Source organism: Frondihabitans australicus (assembly GCF_003634555.1).
GTDB lineage: Bacteria > Actinomycetota > Actinomycetes > Actinomycetales > Microbacteriaceae > Frondihabitans > Frondihabitans australicus.
Genome location: NZ_RBKS01000001.1, coordinates 1068070 through 1084669 on the forward strand (window position 1 = coordinate 1068070; position 16600 = coordinate 1084669).

Here is a 16600-nt window from a genome sequence, read left to right on the forward strand (position 1 = left end):
TTCTCCACAGGGCGGCCCGTCGGCGTGACGGGCCTCGCCCGCGAGGCGTCTAGCGTCTCGGCATGCCAGATGCCGAATCGTCGCTCCCTCCGTCCGTCCCTGCAGTCCCCGGCCGCCGCCACGTCGGGGTCGTCCGCCTGCCGCGAGCACGCGACCATCGTGAGCCCGGGTCGGCGCCGCGGTGGCGGATCGGCGTCGGCGCAGCCGTCATCGCCGTGCTGGTGCTGCTCGGCGTCGGCGTGATCGTCTCCGCCGTCTCGAGCGCCTCCGCGTCCACGGGCGGCGACGTCGCCGCCCGGTCCGAGCGGTCAGGTGATCCGGTGGCCTGGGCGACGCCGTCCTCTCCGGCGACGGCTCCGGCGAAGGCGACCGTGTTCGTCCACATCCTGGGCCGCGTGGCCAAGCCCGGGCTCTACGAGGTGGCCTCCGACGCCCGGGCCGTCGACGTCGTCACCGCGGCCGGCGGATTCACCGCGAAGGCCGATCCGGCGTCGGTGAACCTCGCCCGACCCGTCGTCGACGGCGAGCAGATCGTCGTGGTGGCGGAGGGGGAGGCGGTGCCGGCGCAGGCTCAGGTCGAGGGAGCCTCCGCGGCTCCTGCGACCCCCACAGCGCCCGTCGACCTCAACAGCGCCGACGAGGCTGCGCTCGAGACGCTGCCGGGTGTCGGCCCGGCGACGGCGAAGGCGATCCTCGACTGGCGCGAGCAGAACGGCCGCTTCGCGTCGGTCGACGACCTGCTCGACGTCACGGGAATCGGCGACAAGAAGCTCGAGCGTCTCCGCGACGCGGTGACGGTGCGGTGAGCCGTGATCGACCTGCGGCTCGCCGCACCCGCCGCCGTGACGTGGGCAGGCCTCGTCGTGGTGCTGCCGACGCCGGGGCTCGTCGGCGGGGCGGCTCTGATCGCAGGAGCAACGGCAGCGGCCTCCCTCACCGGGGCGCTCGTCCTCCGGCACCGCCGTCTCGTCGGCTCGCTGGCGGCTGTGCTCGCCCTGGTCGCGGTGTGCGGTGCGGCTGCGGCGACCGCCTTCACCGCGGTCTGCCTGCACCTCCCGCTCCGCGAGCCGGGCGCGCTCGACAGACCCGTGACTGCGACCCTGCACGGCACGGTGTCCGCGCAGCCGTCCCGCGCGGACGGAAGCCTGCGGATAACCGCGGACGGGCTCTCGGTGCGCGGCCGCGTCACGAGCGTAGATCTGCCGGTGCTCGTCACGGGGTTGACGCCGTCGACGGCGTCTCAGGTGCCCGGGGTGGGGGATCGCGTCGTCGTGACGGGGCGGCTGGCGAGGGCGGATGACGGGGGAGACCTGGCGGCATTCCTCGACGCGGCGCCCGAACGTGGGCAGATCGGCGTGACGGTGGAGCACCGGGCGACGGGCGTGCAGGAGGTCGCCGCGCGGCTCCGGGAGTCGTACCGTCACGTGACCGAGCGGCTTCCGGGCGACGGGGGCGCCTTGCTCCCGGGTCTCAGCGTCGGCGACACGTCTCGGGTCGACGAATCCCTCGACGCCGACATGACGTCGTCGTCGCTCAGCCACCTGACCGCCGTGTCGGGCGCGAATTGCGCGGTGGTGGTGGGAGCGACCCTGCTGGCGGGCGGACTCGTGCGGATCCCGCGGCCCGTGCGGCTGGCCCTCGCCGGCGCGACGCTCGCAGGCTTCGTCGTCCTGGTGACCCCCGATCCGAGCGTCCTCCGCGCCGCCGTGATGGCGGCCGTCGCCCTCGCCCTCCTCGCCGCGGGTCGGCCGGTGCAGGGGTTGCCGATGCTGTCGCTCGCCGTGCTCGTCCTGCTCGTCGCCGACCCGTGGACGGCACGGTCCTACGGCTCCGCGCTGTCCGTCCTCGCCACCGGCGGGCTCCTGATCCTCGCACGACCGCTGGCGCGGCTCCTCGCCCGAGTCATGCCCGACGGACTCGCCGTCGCTCTCGCCGTGCCGACCGCGGCGCAGCTCGCCTGCCAGCCGCTCCTGCTCACGCTGAGTCCGCAGCTGCCGCTGCTCGGAGTCCTGGCGAACCTGCTGGCGGAGCCCGCCGCGCCGGTGGCGACGCTCCTGGGCCTCGTCGCGTGTCTGCTCTCGACGGTGTGGCCCGCGGCGTCTCTCGCGGTCGCCGCGGTGGCGTGGCTGCCGGCGACCTGGATCGCGGCGGTGGCACGGCTCACGGCCGCGATCCCGGCCGGTTCCGTCGACTGGGGTGCGTCCTGGCCGGCGATCGGCCTGTCCGTACTCCTCGCCGGCCTCGTCTGCGCCGTGCTCCTGACGACCCCCTACCGTCGGAGCAGACGCCTGGCGGTCGCCGCGCTGCTCGTCGTCGCACTGCCGCTGGGCGCAGTCGTCACGGGGCGCGAGATCGGGAGACGCGCGTCGTTCCCCGCGGACTGGCGCATGGTCCAGTGCGATGTGGGCCAGGGCGACGCGAACCTGATCCGAGACTCGGGCAGGGTGGCGCTCGTCGACACCGGCGACGACGAGCGCCTGCTCCAGCGATGCCTGGACCTCGTCGGTGTCCGGCGGATCGACCTCCTCGTCCTGACCCACTTCGATCAGGATCACATCGGTGCCTCTCCCGTCCTGGCGGGGCGCATCGGCGACCTGCTCGTCGGGCCGAGCGACGGCCCCGCAGCCGATCGGCTCGTGGCCGGACTCCGGGCGGACCACGTCGTCCACGCCACGCCGGGCATGAGCTTCGGGCTGGGGGAGCTGGCCCTGACGGTGCTCTGGCCACCGGCAGGCACACCGCCGGGCAACCAGGCCAGCGTGGTGCTGGGTGTCGCGCCCGCCCGATCCTGCGCCCTATGCCTCACCGCGCTCATGCTGGGCGACCTCGGCGAGAAGGAGCAGCGGCGCCTCGTGGGCCGTACGGCACTCGGCCCGCTCGACGTCGTCAAGGTCTCGCACCACGGATCCCGCGACCAGGACCCCGACCTCTATCGGTGCGTGCGAGCCCGCATCGCGCTGATCGGGGTCGGCACACCGAACCCGTACGGTCACCCGACGCCCGAGACGCTGCGGGTGCTTCGCGGCGCAGGATCCGAGGTGCTCCGCTCCGACCGCGACGGCACGGTCGTGCTCTCCACGGCCAGGGGTGCCGAAGGAGGCCCCGCGCGCATCGATGTCTGGCGGGCCGGCGGCCGCCCGGTGTCGGCTGCGGCCCGTAGGCTGGGAGGCGTTCCCGCGGCGGTCGCGGGCGGCAGCACGGGGCCGGTCTCCCCGGTGAAGGCGGGGTCGGAGAGTGCCAGCGAGAGGTTCGGGGGGAGCAGCCGCGGGCGGCTCACGCTCGTCGGCGCGCGGATCGGCTGCCAAGGCGAAGGTGACGATCGACCAGGTCTCCTGGGATCGAATCCGTCCGGCGCGAGTCGTGCTCGTCTCGGGGCCCGAGCAGTTCCTCGCCGATCGCGCGATCCGCCAGCTCCGCGACCAGCTCGTCGCCGAAGACCCGAGTCTCGAGGTGAACGACCTCGAGGCCGACCACTACGCCCCGGGCGAGCTGATCACGCTCGCGAGCCCGTCGCTCTTCGCCGAGCCGCGGCTGATCAGGGTCTCCTCGGTCGAGAAGTGCACCGACGCGTTCCTCGACGAGACGCTCCAATACCTCCAGGAGCCCGCTGACGACACGTACCTCGTGCTGAGACACGGCGGCGGTGTGCGGGGCAAGAAGCTCCTCGACTCGCTGCGCGGCGGGCTCGGCGGCGGCATCGAGGTCGTCTGCACCGAGCTCAAGAAGGACACCGAGAAGCTCGATTTCGCCGCGGCGGAGTTCGCCGCCGAGGGGCGGCGGGTCACCGCGGGCGCACTCCGCGCCCTCGTGCAGGCCTTCCAGGACGACCTGGCCGAACTGGCCTCCGCCTGCCAGCAGCTCCTGGCCGACTCCGCAGCCGAGATCACCGAGGCGACGGTCGAGAAGTACTACTCCGGTCGCGTCGAGACCAACGCGTTCAAGGTGGCCGACGCGGCGATCGCAGGGAGGGCGGGCGAAGCCCTGATCCTGCTGCGCCACGCACTGGCCTCCGGTGCCGACCCGGTGCCGATCGTCGCGGCGTTCGCCAGCAAGGTCCGCACCATGGCGAAGGTCAGCGGCGCCCGCGGATCGGCCGGTCAGCTCGCCTCGCAGCTCGGTCTTGCCCCCTGGCAGATCGACCGGGCGAAGCGCGACCTCCAGGGCTGGACGGACGAGGGCCTCGGCGTGGCGATCGAACAGCTCGCGGCCACCGACGCGGCCGTCAAGGGCGCCGAGCGCGACCCCGTGTACGCGCTCGAGCGCATCGTGACCCTCCTGGCCGCGCGCGGCCGCCGCCCCTAGCCGGCGAGGCCGCTCCTGCCCACACGCAGAAGGCCCCCGCTCCGAGCCGGAGCGGGGGCCTTCGTGAAGCGGAGCGGACCTAGAGGGCGCTGACCTGCTTGGCGATCGCCGACTTGCGGTTGGCGGCCTGGTTCTTGTGGATGACGCCCTTGCTGACGGCCTTGTCGAGCTTCTTCGACGCGAGAGCGAGAGCCGTCGCAGCGGTCTCCTTGTCGCCGGCCGTGATGGCGGTGTGGGTGGCGCGGATGGCGGTCTTGAGCTCGCTCTTGACGGCCTTGTTGCGCTCCTGTGCCTTCTTGTTGGTGCCGATGCGCTTGATCTGCGACTTGATGTTTGCCACTGAGATGTCCTTGGTCTGTCGTAATGGAGTGTGCACGCAGCCGAACGGAGAAGTAGAGGGCGACTCCGGTCGCATAGCGAACCTGGCTGCGAATCGCTGCGCAGCGGGGACGCGGCAGCGGAAGCCAAAGAGAGACTCTACCAGGAGGCGCAGCGCTACTCAACGGGCGACACTCCGACGTGACACGACCCAGCAGGGAGAGAACGCGCCGCCGATACCCTCGGAGCATGCCACATCTCGCCCCGCACATCGAGACCGTCCCGGGCTCCGGCATCCGCCGCGTCTTCGAGAAGGCTCTGCGTCTCGACGACGTCGCCATGCTCGTCGTCGGCGAGCCCGACGTGCCCGTAGCCCGCCACATCCTCGACGCCGGCCGTCGTGCCTGGGCCGAAGACCGCACCGACTACACGGCGAACGGCGGCATCGCGCCGCTGCGCGAGGCGCTCGTGGCGAAGCTCGCGCGCGAGAACGACGTCCACGTCGACACCGAGCAGGTCTGGGTCACGGTCGGCGCGACGCAGGCGCTCCACCAGGCCATGGGGTTGATCCTGGCCGCAGGAGACGAGGTGCTCGTCCCCGATCCCGGCTACACGACCTTCACGATGAACGCCCGCATGCTCGACGCGCATCCCGTGCCGTACCCACTGCGACCCGAGCGCGACTTCGCCCCCGACCTCGACGAGCTCGCCTCGCTGGTCACGGCGAAGACGAGGGCGATCATCGTGAACTCGCCGTCGAATCCGCTCGGCCGGGTGTTCGACGAGGAGACCCTCTCGCGGCTCCTGCGATTCGCCAAAGACCACGACCTCTGGGTGATCAGCGACGAGGTCTACGAGTACTTCACCTACGGCGAGAAGCACGTCAGCCTGGCGTCGCTCGACCACGACGACCGGGTGTTCAGCGTGTTCTCGCTGAGCAAGACCTACGCCATGACCGGGGTGCGCGTCGGCTACCTCGTCACTCCCAAGGGTCTCGCCGAGACGATGCGCACGGTGCAGGAGGCGCAGATCAGCTGCGTCGCCGAGCCCGACCAGTGGGCCGCCCTGGCCGCGGTCACCGGCGACCATCAGCCCGTCGCGGACGCCCGCGAGCACTACTCGTCGAATCTCGACCTGGCCCGCAGGATCTTGGGCGATCGCGGCCTCACCTACCTCGACCCGCGAGGCGCCTTCTACCTCTGGATCGACGTCTCCCACGCGACGGGCGGCGACGTCGCCACGTGGGCGGAGGAGTTCCTCGACGAGGCGCGCGTCGCCGTCGCCCCGGGCAGCGCCTTCGGCCGCATGGGGGAGGGCTGGATCAGGATCTGCCTCGCCGCCTCACCCGACACCCTCGCCCGCGGGCTCGCCGCCCTGCCCGCCCCCGTTTCTCCACAGGCGGCCACGACCGCCTGAGAGGCGTGGGAGAATCGTCTGACCTCAGTTCCGCCCACGTCGTGAAGGACTCCGTGAGCCCCAAGGCAGCCACCGCTCTCGAGCCGGCCTCGACCGCGCCCGAGCGCATCCGCAACTTCTGCATCATCGCGCACATCGACCACGGCAAGTCGACGCTCGCCGACCGCATGCTCGGCATCACCGGCATCGTGGCCGACCGCGACGCGCGAGCGCAGTACCTCGACCGCATGGACATCGAGCGCGAGCGCGGCATCACCATCAAGAGCCAGGCGGTCCGCATGCCGTGGGCGGTCGACGGCGAGACGTATGCGCTCAACATGATCGACACCCCCGGCCACGTCGACTTCAGCTACGAGGTGTCGCGCTCGCTCGCCGCCTGCGAGGGCGCGATCCTCCTCGTCGACGCCGCGCAGGGCATCGAGGCGCAGACCCTCGCCAACCTGTACCTGGCGCTCGAGAACGACCTCGAGATCATCCCGGTGCTCAACAAGATCGACCTCCCGGCCGCCGACCCCGACAAGTACGCGGCAGAGCTCGCCCAGCTGATCGGCGGCGACCCCGCCGACGTCCTCCGCGTGAGCGGCAAGACCGGCGTCGGTGTCGAAGAGCTCCTCGACGTCGTCGTGAACCGCATCCCCGCGCCGAAGGGCGTCAAGGACGCCCCGGCCCGAGCGATGATCTTCGACTCCGTCTACGACAGCTACCGCGGCGTCATCACGTACGTCCGCATGGTCGACGGCACCCTGGAACCGCGCGAGAAGATCCAGATGATGTCGACGAAGGCGGTGCACGAGATCCTCGAGATCGGCGTGTCGAGCCCTGAGCCGGCGGCGTCGAAAGGGCTCAGCGTCGGCGAGGTGGGGTATCTCATCACCGGCGTGAAAGACGTCCGGCAGTCGAAGGTCGGCGACACGGTCACCACGTCGTCCAAGCCCGCGACCGAGGCTCTGGCCGGCTACACCGAGCCTCTGCCGATGGTCTTCTCGGGGCTGTACCCGATCGACGGCAGCGACTACCCCGTCCTCCGTGAGGCGCTCGACAAGCTGAAGCTCTCGGATGCCGCGCTCGTCTACGAGCCCGAGACGTCGGTGGCGCTCGGATTCGGGTTCCGGTGCGGCTTTCTCGGGCTCCTGCACCTCGAGATCATCACCGAGCGACTCGAGCGCGAGTTCAACCTCGACCTCATCACGACGGCGCCGAGCGTGATCTACGACGTCACGACGGAGGACAAGAAGACCGTCACCGTCACCAATCCGTCGGAGTTCCCGGACGGCAAGGTGATGAGCGTCGCCGAGCCGATGGTGAAGGCCGCGATCCTCGCGCCGAAAGACTATGTCGGCGTCATCATGGAGCTCTGCCAGGGTCGTCGCGGCAACCTGCTCGGAATGGAGTACCTCGGCGAAGACCGGGTCGAGCTCCGCTACAACATGCCGCTGGGCGAGATCGTCTTCGACTTCTTCGACCAGCTCAAGAGCAAGACGCAGGGCTACGCGTCGCTCGACTACGAGCCGAGTGGCGAGCAGGACGCCGACCTGGTCAAGGTCGACATCCTGCTGCAGGGCGAGAAGGTCGACGCGTTCTCGACGATCGTGCACCGCGACAAGGCGTACGCCTACGGTGTGCTGATGACCGGGCGTCTGCGCGAGCTGATCCCACGCCAGCAGTTCGAGGTGCCGATCCAGGCGGCCATCGGCGCGCGGATCATCGCCCGGGAGTCGATCCGCGCCATGCGGAAGGACGTCCTCGCGAAGTGCTACGGCGGCGACATCACCCGCAAGCGCAAGCTGCTCGAGAAGCAGAAGGAGGGCAAGAAGCGCATGAAGACCATCGGTCGCGTCGACGTGCCGCAGGAGGCCTTCATCGCCGCGCTCTCGGGCGACACCGAGAAAAAAGGCAAATAGCGCTTCAGTCGAAAGCGCACTTCGGGTTTTTCCGGGCCTGGCCCGGCTCAAACGGGCAGCCACTCTCTCCTGACAAGACGTCGGGCGCACCCTTACCGGGTAGATGTGCCTTGGGCAAGCTCGTGTTGAGACTAGCGCCGGGCGACTTCGTCTGCCAGAGGTTCGCCACGCCAGGTGCTTGCTGTGCCAGGGTGAGGGCATGAATGGCTACCGGACGCAAATCGCCAGCGATGTCATCCGGGACGGACTCGCTGTCGAGTTGATCGACTCCGGTGGACGCCAGGTGATGGAAGTGTTCCGGTACGACGCCGGCGGCGGCTCGCTGAGTTTCAACACTTTCGGGGAAGTCTCCGTCCCTTTCAGCGTCATCGCCGACTTCATCGCGCAGGCGATGGCCGAGTTCGGCGCTTCTTGATCTTCATATCCTGATTTCGCTCTCGGGCGACACCGAGTCCGCGAAGAAGAAGTAGCCGGGCGCGCGATCGGGGTACAAACCGTGAGCCTGAGAGACGGGTGAGTGCAGGGTGAGTCCATGCCTGCTCTTTTCATCATCCTCATCATCGTCGGCGTGATCCTCTTCGGATTCAGCTTCTTCGTCGCCGCCCTCAAGTTCCTGCTCTGGGTGGGTCTGATCATCCTGGTGATCGGCATCATCGGCTGGATCTGGCGCACCCTCGTCGGGCGGCGCTAGCCCGCCACCCCCGCCGCGGGGTCGACACCGGTGGACTCCGCGGATTCGTCATCGTCCGTCGCCTCGAGCCTCATGGCTCGTCAGGCGGCGGGCGATTTCACTGTGCGGTGGAGGTACGCGGCGAGCGAGCCGGCATACGCCCCCTCGCGCGACGTGATCCCGTTGGTGGCCACTCGGCAACCGCCGGTGTGGATCCACACGGTCGAGGTCTGGCGAGCCGACCAGAGGTAGACGACGACCGTGCCGCCGAAGTCGGCGGGGCACGACGACGCCGAGCCCGGCGTGATGTTCGACCCGGCCTGGTTCAGGAGCGTGCCGAGCCGCTTCGCCTCACCCGCGGCCAGGCTTTTGGCCACCCAGTCGGGCGTCGTGGCGCTGTACGAGCAGACGACGGCACCCGTCGGCGTCAGCGAGACGAGGTCCTCCCTATGACTCGTGACGCTCTGACCGCTCGGCTCGTTCGCGGCCTTGCTCGGGCAGCCCGTGACATGCGCCACGCCAGTGATCGGTGGCGACGTGTGCGTGGTACCGCACCCCGCCAAGCCCAGTGACAGCCCGAGCGCCACAAGGGCCGAGCCTGCGACGGTCGATGCACGACGAACCATGATCCCCCCAAGGACGACACGGACAGTGCCGTCAGAGTACGCCGAATAGACTGCTGGGATGCGCCGACAGACCCACACCGACACCCAGACCACCTACGGGCAGGTCGGGGCGACGCAGGCTCCCGACCTGATGCAGTACCCGCCGGCGGGCTTCCGCCCGGTCGAGTACCGCACCCGCATCGGCCACGGCGACGACCGCTTCGAGACGGCGTGGAGCGCCCTGATGACCTGGAAGGTGCAGGAGCGAAGCGGCATCGCCGTCCACGTCGACGACGTCCCCGCTCTCGACGAGGGCGCGTACACGCCCGTGACCTTCGACGACGAGGGCAATCCGCTCGATCCTGCGGCCTATTCGGCGCCCTCGGCCGAGGCGCACTTCGCGCCCGACGGAGAGCCCTTCCTCACCGCCGGCACGACGGCGACGCTGACGATCCCGGCGTACGGCCGCCACGTGAAGGCCCCGGTGCGTGTCGTCTACGTGATCGACGAGCCCGCCCGGAAGGGCTTCGCCTACGGCACGCTCGAGGGCCACCCGGAGTCGGGAGAGGAGAGCTGGGTGATCGACCAGACCGACGACGGCTCGGTGTGGCTGACCGTCCGCGCCTTCTCGCGCCCGTCGAACTGGAAGTGGCGGTTCGTCGCGCCGTTCCTGAAGGCCCAGCAGAACAAGTACACGCAGCGCTACCTCCGCGTGCTCGTCGGCGACTAGCCCGCGGTAGACAGCGCAGTGCCCAGCACCCTCCCCATCGCCGACCCCGCACCCGCCGACGGACTCCTGCCCGAGAGCGTCCTCGACGGCGTGGAGTCGCGAAACTTCGGCGTCTACCTGCACGTGCCGTTCTGCCGCGTCCGCTGCGGCTACTGCGACTTCAACACCTACACCGGCGATGAACTGCGCGGCGCGAAGCGAAGCGACTACGCAGGGCAGGCGAGCGCCGAGGTAGCACTGGCCGGCAGCGTTCTTCGCGAGGCAGGCCTCCCCGAGCGCGAGGTCTCGACCGTCTTCTTCGGCGGCGGCACCCCGACCATGCTTCCGGCGTCCGACCTGGCGCACATGCTCGCCGCCGTCCGCGACGAGTGGGGTCTGGCCGCAGGAGCCGAGGTCACCACCGAGGCCAACCCCGACTCCGTCGACGCCGACTACCTCCTGGCGCTGAAGGAGGCAGGCTTCACGCGCGTGAGCTTCGGCATGCAGTCGGCCGTGCCGAGCGTGCTGGCGACCCTCGAGCGAACGCACGACCCCGAGCGCATCCCGCTCGTCGTCGCCTGCGCGCGCGACGCGGGGCTCGACGTCAGCCTCGACCTGATCTACGGCACGCCCGGCGAGACGCTCGACGACTGGCGGAGGTCGCTCGACCAGGCCCTGGCGCAGGAGCCCGACCACCTCTCGGCGTACTCGCTCATCGTCGAGGACGGCACGAAGCTCGCCCGGCAGATCCGTCGCGGCGAGGTCGCCCAGCCCGACGACGACGACGCGGCCGACATGTACGAGGTGGCGGACGCCACCCTCGAGGCGGCTGGGTACGCCTGGTACGAGGTGAGCAACTGGGCTCGGGGAGACGAGCACGCGAGCCGGCACAACCTCGCGTACTGGCAGGGGCACGACTGGTGGGGCGTCGGCCCTGGGGCGCACAGCCATGTCGGCGGCGTCCGCTGGTGGAATGTGAAGCACCCCGCCGCGTACGCGCAGCGCATGGCGGAGGGGGTGTCGCCGGGAGCCGGGCGCGAGACGCTCGATGGTGCGGCACGGCAGACGGAGCGGATCCTGCTGGCCACGCGGGTCCGCGACGAACTGACGACGGCCGAGCTCGACGACGAGGGCCGGGCGGCCATCGCCCCGCTCATCGCCGACGACCTGCTCGACGGCCGGGCCGCACTGGCCGGTCGCGTCCGCCTCACGCTGCGCGGGCGTCTGCTCGCCGACGCGGTCGTGCGGCGCCTGCTGGGCGACTGACGTCGCCGCCGGCGCCGCACGAGGCGTCGAAGGACTACTTCTTGATGAACTCGATCGACAGCGGGTACTTGTAGTACTGCCCGCGGTTGGCCGCGATGGCGGCGATGATCGAGAAGATGATGATCACGATGCCGACCGCGAAGATCACGAGCGCACCGATGAAGATCACCGTGAGGATTCCGCCGACGATGTAGCCGATCAGCATCGTCAGCTGGAAGTTGAGGGCGACGCGCGTGTGCTCACGGATGAACGGGCCGCGGTCGCGCAGGATCAGATAGCCGATCAGTGAAGGCACGAATGAGAAGAAGATGCCACCGACGTGGATGAGCGTCGCCCAGAGCCGTTCGTCCTCGGGTCGCATGGGCTGGGGGTTGTAGTTGCCGCCGTAGGGCTGGCCGGGATTCGGGTCAGTCATCACACGCCAATCGTCGTTGTCAGGTGACACACAGCGTAGCGACAGGAGACGCCGCGGCACCAGGGATCCTCGGTGTCGTGCGGTAGCATTGGCAGTCTCGCAAGTGGAGTGCCAGCGGGGCAGGAGGTGTGCACGTGGTCAGCGAACGGGGTCTCGAAGTCCTGCGCGTCATCGTGCACGACTACGTCGAGTCGCGTGAGCCGGTGGGCTCGAAGTCGATCGTCGAGCGTCACCAGTTCGGTGTCTCGGCCGCGACGATCCGGAACGACATGGCGATGCTCGAAGAGGAAGAGCTGATCGCCGCGCCTCATACGTCGTCCGGTCGCGTGCCGACCGACAAGGGCTACCGCCTGTTCGTCAACCAGCTGGCCGACCTGCGACCGCTCACGAGCGCGCAGCGCACTGCCATCGAGACGTTCCTCGGGTCGTCGTCCGACCTCGACGAGGTGCTCTCGCGCTCCGTCCGGCTCCTGTCGCAGCTCACCAACCAGGTCGCGCTGGTGCAGTACCCGACGTTCTCGAACGCCCGCGTCCGTCACGTCGAGTTGGTGCGCCTCAGCGACTCGAGGGTCATGACCGTGCTCATCACCGATGCCGGGCACGTCGAGCAGCGAGTGCTCGACATCGGCGCGGAGGTCGACGAGGCGTTCCTCGGCGAGCTGCGCGCGAAGCTGAACGCCCTGGTCGGCGGGAAGGGCCTCGGCGAGGCCGCCGCGCTGCTCACCGGGCTGCCCGCGCAGTTCCGGCCCGAGCGCGCGCCGTTCGTCGAGCTCGTCGCGAAGAGCCTGGTGGACGAGGTGACCGCCGGCCGGCAGGACCGCCTCGTCATGGCGGGGGCGGCGAATCTCGTGCTCACCGAGGACGACTTCTCGGGCAGCCTGTTCCCGATCCTGGAGGCCATCGAAGAGCAGGTGACCCTGCTCCGCCTCTTCGGCGAGATGCGCTCCGACGCGGCGGACGTCGTCGCGAGCATCGGACGCGAGAACGAGTCGTTCGGCCTGGCCCAGACCTCGGTGCTCTCGAGCGGCTACACGACCGGCCCCGACATCGCGCGGGTGGGGGTCCTCGGCCCGCTCCGCATGGACTACTCGACGAACATGGCGGCCGTCCGCGCCGTCGCCCGATACCTCTCAGGACTCCTCGGCGAACGCTAGGGCGAGACCCCACGACCACCGAGCACCGAACTACCGACAGCACTACTGGAGACACGTGGCAGATCACTACGAGGTCCTCGGCGTCGACCGCAACGCGACGCCCGAAGAGATCAAGAAGGCCTACCGGAGGCTCGCCCGCGAGCTCCACCCCGACGTCAACCCGAGCCCGGAGGCCTCCGAGCGCTTCAAGGAGGTCACGCACGCGTACGACGTGCTGAGCGACCCGCAGCAGCGTCAGCAGTACGACCGCGGGCCGATGCCCGGCTTCGGCGGAGGCGGGGGAGCAGCGGGGTTCGGCGACATCTTCGACGCGTTCTTCGGCGGAGCCCAGCAGCAGCGGCAGGGGCCGCGATCGCGTCGCGAGCGCGGGCAGGACGCCCTGCTGCGCCTCGAGGTCGAGCTCGACGACATCGTCTTCGGCGTCCAGCGTGACATCGAGGTCGACACCGCCATCCTGTGCGAGACGTGCCAGGGGTCGTGCTGCGCGCCCGGCACGAGCCCGCAGACGTGCGACATCTGCCACGGCTCCGGTCAGATCCAGCGCACCGTCCGCTCGCTCCTCGGCAACGTCATGACGTCGAGCCCGTGCGGCACCTGCCGCGGCTACGGCACCGTGATCCCCAACCCGTGCCCGACCTGCCAGGGGCAGGGCCGCGTCCGCGCGCGCCGCACCATCCCGGTGGAGATCCCCGCCGGCGTCGACACCGGCATCCGACTGCAGATGCCCGGCCAGGGCGAGGTCGGCCCGGCCGGCGGCCCCAACGGCGACCTCTACCTCGAGGTCAAAGTCCGCCACCACGACGTCTACAGCCGCAACGGCGACGACCTCCTGGCGACGCTCGAGGTGCAGATGGCCGACGCCATCCTCGGCACGTCGACGACCATCGCCGGGCTCGACGGCGACGTGCAGGTCGAGGTGCGCCCGGGCATCCAGAGCGCCGACGTCATCACGATCAAAGACCGGGGTGTCACAAGGCTGCGCGGATCAGGTCGCGGCGACCTGAAGATCGGCGTGCAGGTGGTGACGCCGACCAAGCTCAGCCACAAAGAGCGCGAGCTGATCGAGAAGTTCGCCTCCGGCCGGAAGCACGACGCGCCCCAGCTGTCGCAGTTCCAGCAGGGGCTGTTCGGCAAGCTCCGCGACCGCTTCCTGAACTTCTAGCAGCGGATCGCAGTGGCGCACTTCTACCTGGCCGACGAGCTGGCCGAGACCTCCGCGGGTTCCGACGTGGTCATCACCGGCCCGGAGGCCCGGCATGCCGTCACGGTGAGTCGGGTGCGCGTCGGCGAGACCCTGCTGGTCGGCAACGGGCGAGGTCTCGTCGTCGAGGGGCCCGTCGTCGAGGCGAGCGGAGACCGGCTGGTGCTGCGCGCCGAGAGCGTGTCGCGGGCTCCTGCGCCCTCGCCTCGGCTCGTGCTCGTGCAGGCGCTCGCCAAGGGTGACCGCGATGAGATGGCCGTGCAGGCCGCCACCGAGCTCGGCGTCGATCGCGTCGTACCGTGGTCGGCCGCCCGGAGCATCTCGCGGTGGGAGGGGCCCAAGGTCGCCAAGGGCCTCGCCCGGTGGCGCGCGATCGCCCGCGAGGCGACCAAGCAGTCGATCCGCCCCTGGGCCCCCGAGATCACCGAGCCGGTCTCGACGGCCCAGCTGGCCAGGCTGGCAGGATCAGCACGCCTCCTCGTCCTCGAGCCCTCGGCCGCCGACGCCCTCTCGGCGGTCCCCCTCGACGACCTCACGACGGGCGGCGACGTCGTCATCGTCGTGGGCCCCGAGGGCGGCATCGCCCCGCACGAGCTGGACGCCCTGGTCGAGGCGGGCGGTCGAACGGTGCGGCTGGGCGACTCGGTGCTGCGCACCTCCACGGCCGGCCCGGCGGCCCTCGCCGTGCTCAGCGTGCGGCTGGGGCGTTGGTGAGACGCGGGTCGTTGGTGAGAGCTGGGGCGTTGGTGAGAGCCGACCCGGCGTCACCGGCCTTCGTTACGATGAACCCATGAGCACAGCAACCGGGCCGTCGGTCTTCGAGCGCATCATCGCGCGCGAGATCCCGGCGACGATCGTCTTCGAGTCCGACACGGTCATCGCGATCAAGGACATCGCGCCCAAGGCGCCCGTGCACCTGCTCGTGATCCCGAAAGACCCGCAGTACGCCGACGTCGTCGAGCTCGCAGCGGGCGACCCGGCCCTCCTCGCCGACATGGTCGCGACCGCCAGGCGCCTCGCCGACGATCCCGAGCTCTTCGGGGACTATCCGGCGGGCGAATTCCGTTTGATCTTCAACACCGGCGAAGCCGTCGGTCAGACCGTCTTCCACGTCCATGCGCACGTCATGGCGGGGAACCTCCAGGAAGGCTCACTTGCCTAGCTCCTCCAGCTCCACCCCCTCCGCCGACAGCGTCCGCGTCGACCTGGTCGTCGACGGGGTAGCCATGGTCCAGCTCCTCGGGCCGCAGGACCGCCTCCTCCGCGCCGTCGAGCAGCAGTACCCCGAGGTCAGAGTCCTCGTCCGAGGCAACGAGGTCGCCCTCGAGGGGCCCAGGGCCGACGTCGAGCGTGCCCGCGAGCTCGTCGACGAGCTCGTCGCCATGGTGCGGCAGGGCCACGACCTCGGGCCGAGCGAGGTCGCGACGACCGGGCGGATTCTCGCCGAGGGGCAGGGCCACCCCGTCGAGCTCTTCGGCAAGGCGATCCTCACCGGCAGCAAGGGCAAGAGCATCCGGGCGAAGACGCTCGGCCAGAAGGACTACGTCGACGCCATCGACGACAACACGATCGTCTTCGGCATCGGGCCGGCCGGTACCGGCAAGACGTACCTGGCGATGGCGAAGGCCGTCCAGGCCCTTCAGCGCCGCGAGGTGTCGCGGATCATCCTGACCCGGCCTGCCGTCGAGGCGGGGGAGCGCCTGGGCTTCCTGCCGGGCACGCTCACCGACAAGATCGACCCCTACCTCCGGCCGCTCTACGACGCGCTCAACGAGATGATGGACCCGGAGATCGTGCCGAAGCTCCTCGCGGCCGGCACGGTCGAGGTCGCACCGCTGGCCTACATGCGCGGCCGCACTCTCAACGACGCGTTCGTCGTGCTCGACGAGGCTCAGAACACGACGCCCGAGCAGATGAAGATGTTCCTCACCCGTCTCGGGTTCGGCTCGAAGATGGTGGTGACCGGCGACATCACCCAGGTCGACCTCCCGACCGGCGCCTCCGGGCTCCAGCTCGTCACCCGCGTGCTCGACCGGATCCCCGACATCCACTTCGCGCGCCTGACGAGCGACGACGTCGTGCGCCACACGCTCGTGGCGAAGATCGTCGACGCCTACACGAAGTACGACGCCGAGAAGCAGGCTCGCCTGCACGCACGCACCGCCGGAGGCGACGCTTGACCATCGAGATCAACAACGAGTCGGGCGTCGAGGTCGACGAGCCGGCGATCCTGCGCCTCGCCACCTTCGCCCTCGACCAGATGCACGTGCACCCCGAGGCCGAGCTCGCGATCGTCCTCGTCGACGAGGGGGCGATGGAGCAGCTCCACGTCCAGTGGATGGACGAGCCCGGGCCGACCGACGTCCTCAGCTTCCCGATGGACGAGCTGCGCCCCGGCACGGAGGACGAACCGACGCCGGCGGGGCTCCTGGGCGACATCGTCCTCTGCCCTCAGGTGGCGGCGGCGCAGGCCGTGACGGCCGGTCACTCGACCCTCGACGAACTGCTGCTGCTCACCTGCCACGGGGTGCTGCACCTGCTGGGGTTCGACCACGCCGAGCCCGAGGAGCACGCCGAGATGTTCGGCATCCAGGGCCGGATTCTGGACGCCTTCGCCCAGGCCGACTCGCAGCGGTAGACGCC

At 70.2% G+C, this 16600-nt stretch carries 17 protein-coding genes and 1 pseudogene; 15 read left to right on the forward strand and 3 right to left on the reverse strand.

What is annotated here, in order from left to right:
• Positions 1–62: 62 nt before the first annotated feature.
• The 3 genes and pseudogenes from C8E83_RS04910 (at position 63) to holA (ending at position 4302) form a co-directional block, all read left to right on the forward strand.
• Positions 63–806, forward strand: a complete 744-nt coding sequence (locus C8E83_RS04910; protein ID WP_121368701.1) for a helix-hairpin-helix domain-containing protein — start codon at positions 63–65, stop codon at positions 804–806.
• Between the two features lie 618 nt (positions 807–1424).
• A pseudogene (locus tag C8E83_RS19825) lies at positions 1425–2600 on the forward strand (ComEC/Rec2 family competence protein); the annotation flags it as partial.
• A 634-nt stretch (positions 2601–3234) separates the two neighbouring features.
• On the forward strand, positions 3235–4302 hold the full coding sequence (holA, locus tag C8E83_RS19830) for a DNA polymerase III subunit delta (RefSeq protein ID WP_121368703.1): 1068 nt from the start codon (positions 3235–3237) through the stop codon (positions 4300–4302).
• Between the two features lie 79 nt (positions 4303–4381).
• Here the strand turns inward: holA and rpsT are convergent, their stop codons facing one another.
• Positions 4382–4642, reverse strand: a complete 261-nt coding sequence (rpsT, locus tag C8E83_RS04925) for a 30S ribosomal protein S20 (protein ID WP_121368704.1) — start codon at positions 4640–4642, stop codon at positions 4382–4384.
• A 227-nt stretch (positions 4643–4869) separates the two neighbouring features.
• Here rpsT and C8E83_RS04930 point away from each other — a divergent pair, with 227 nt between their 5' ends.
• The 4 genes from C8E83_RS04930 to C8E83_RS19400 all read left to right on the forward strand — a co-directional run bounded on the left by C8E83_RS04930 (position 4870) and on the right by C8E83_RS19400 (position 8628).
• Positions 4870–6036, forward strand: coding sequence for a pyridoxal phosphate-dependent aminotransferase (locus tag C8E83_RS04930; protein ID WP_121368705.1), 1167 nt, complete (start codon positions 4870–4872; stop codon positions 6034–6036).
• 53 nt (positions 6037–6089) lie between these two features.
• Complete coding sequence (gene lepA, locus C8E83_RS04935) at positions 6090–7937, forward strand: translation elongation factor 4 (RefSeq protein WP_121371742.1); 1848 nt, start codon at positions 6090–6092, stop codon at positions 7935–7937.
• A gap of 199 nt (positions 7938–8136) precedes the next feature.
• On the forward strand, positions 8137–8352 hold the full coding sequence (locus C8E83_RS04940; protein WP_121368706.1) for a hypothetical protein: 216 nt from the start codon (positions 8137–8139) through the stop codon (positions 8350–8352).
• 117 nt (positions 8353–8469) lie between these two features.
• Positions 8470–8628 carry a hypothetical protein gene (locus C8E83_RS19400; RefSeq protein WP_170159850.1) on the forward strand — a complete coding sequence of 53 codons (159 nt, stop codon included), beginning with the start codon at positions 8470–8472 and terminating at the stop codon, positions 8626–8628.
• 80 nt (positions 8629–8708) lie between these two features.
• Here C8E83_RS19400 and C8E83_RS04945 read toward each other — a convergent pair whose 3' ends face one another.
• Positions 8709–9125, reverse strand: coding sequence for a hypothetical protein (locus tag C8E83_RS04945; RefSeq protein ID WP_121368707.1), 417 nt, complete (start codon positions 9123–9125; stop codon positions 8709–8711).
• 166 nt (positions 9126–9291) lie between these two features.
• On the opposite strand from C8E83_RS04945, the gene C8E83_RS04950 reads away from it, so the two are divergent.
• Positions 9292–9942 carry a DUF1990 domain-containing protein gene (locus C8E83_RS04950; protein ID WP_121368708.1) on the forward strand — a complete coding sequence of 217 codons (651 nt, stop codon included), beginning with the start codon at positions 9292–9294 and terminating at the stop codon, positions 9940–9942.
• Between the two features lie 18 nt (positions 9943–9960).
• The gene (gene hemW / locus C8E83_RS04955; RefSeq protein ID WP_121368709.1) at positions 9961–11187 is read left to right on the forward strand and encodes a radical SAM family heme chaperone HemW; all 1227 of its coding nucleotides are present in this window, start codon (positions 9961–9963) and stop codon (positions 11185–11187) included.
• A 34-nt stretch (positions 11188–11221) separates the two neighbouring features.
• Here the strand turns inward: hemW and C8E83_RS04960 are convergent, their stop codons facing one another.
• On the reverse strand, positions 11222–11602 hold the full coding sequence (locus C8E83_RS04960) for a DUF4870 domain-containing protein (protein ID WP_245981422.1): 381 nt from the start codon (positions 11600–11602) through the stop codon (positions 11222–11224).
• 134 nt (positions 11603–11736) lie between these two features.
• Between C8E83_RS04960 and hrcA the strand changes: the two genes are divergently transcribed.
• The 6 genes from hrcA to ybeY all read left to right on the forward strand — a co-directional run bounded on the left by hrcA (position 11737) and on the right by ybeY (position 16595).
• Positions 11737–12756, forward strand: a complete 1020-nt coding sequence (gene hrcA / locus C8E83_RS04965; protein ID WP_121371744.1) for a heat-inducible transcriptional repressor HrcA — start codon at positions 11737–11739, stop codon at positions 12754–12756.
• 55 nt (positions 12757–12811) lie between these two features.
• Complete coding sequence (gene dnaJ / locus C8E83_RS04970; RefSeq protein WP_121368710.1) at positions 12812–13918, forward strand: molecular chaperone DnaJ; 1107 nt, start codon at positions 12812–12814, stop codon at positions 13916–13918.
• Positions 13919–13930: 12 nt separating this feature from the next.
• The gene (locus C8E83_RS04975; protein WP_121368711.1) at positions 13931–14671 is read left to right on the forward strand and encodes a 16S rRNA (uracil(1498)-N(3))-methyltransferase; all 741 of its coding nucleotides are present in this window, start codon (positions 13931–13933) and stop codon (positions 14669–14671) included.
• A gap of 76 nt (positions 14672–14747) precedes the next feature.
• Positions 14748–15119 carry a histidine triad nucleotide-binding protein gene (locus C8E83_RS04980; RefSeq protein ID WP_121368712.1) on the forward strand — a complete coding sequence of 124 codons (372 nt, stop codon included), beginning with the start codon at positions 14748–14750 and terminating at the stop codon, positions 15117–15119.
• Positions 15112–16137: a PhoH family protein gene (locus tag C8E83_RS04985; RefSeq protein WP_425454753.1), complete on the forward strand. Its 1026-nt coding sequence runs from the start codon at positions 15112–15114 to the stop codon at positions 16135–16137. Before C8E83_RS04980 ends, C8E83_RS04985 begins: the two co-directional genes overlap by 8 nt.
• The gene (gene ybeY, locus C8E83_RS04990; RefSeq protein WP_121368714.1) at positions 16134–16595 is read left to right on the forward strand and encodes an rRNA maturation RNase YbeY; all 462 of its coding nucleotides are present in this window, start codon (positions 16134–16136) and stop codon (positions 16593–16595) included. The genes C8E83_RS04985 and ybeY overlap by 4 nt, the downstream gene beginning before the upstream one ends.
• The last annotated feature ends 5 nt before the right edge of the window (positions 16596–16600 follow it).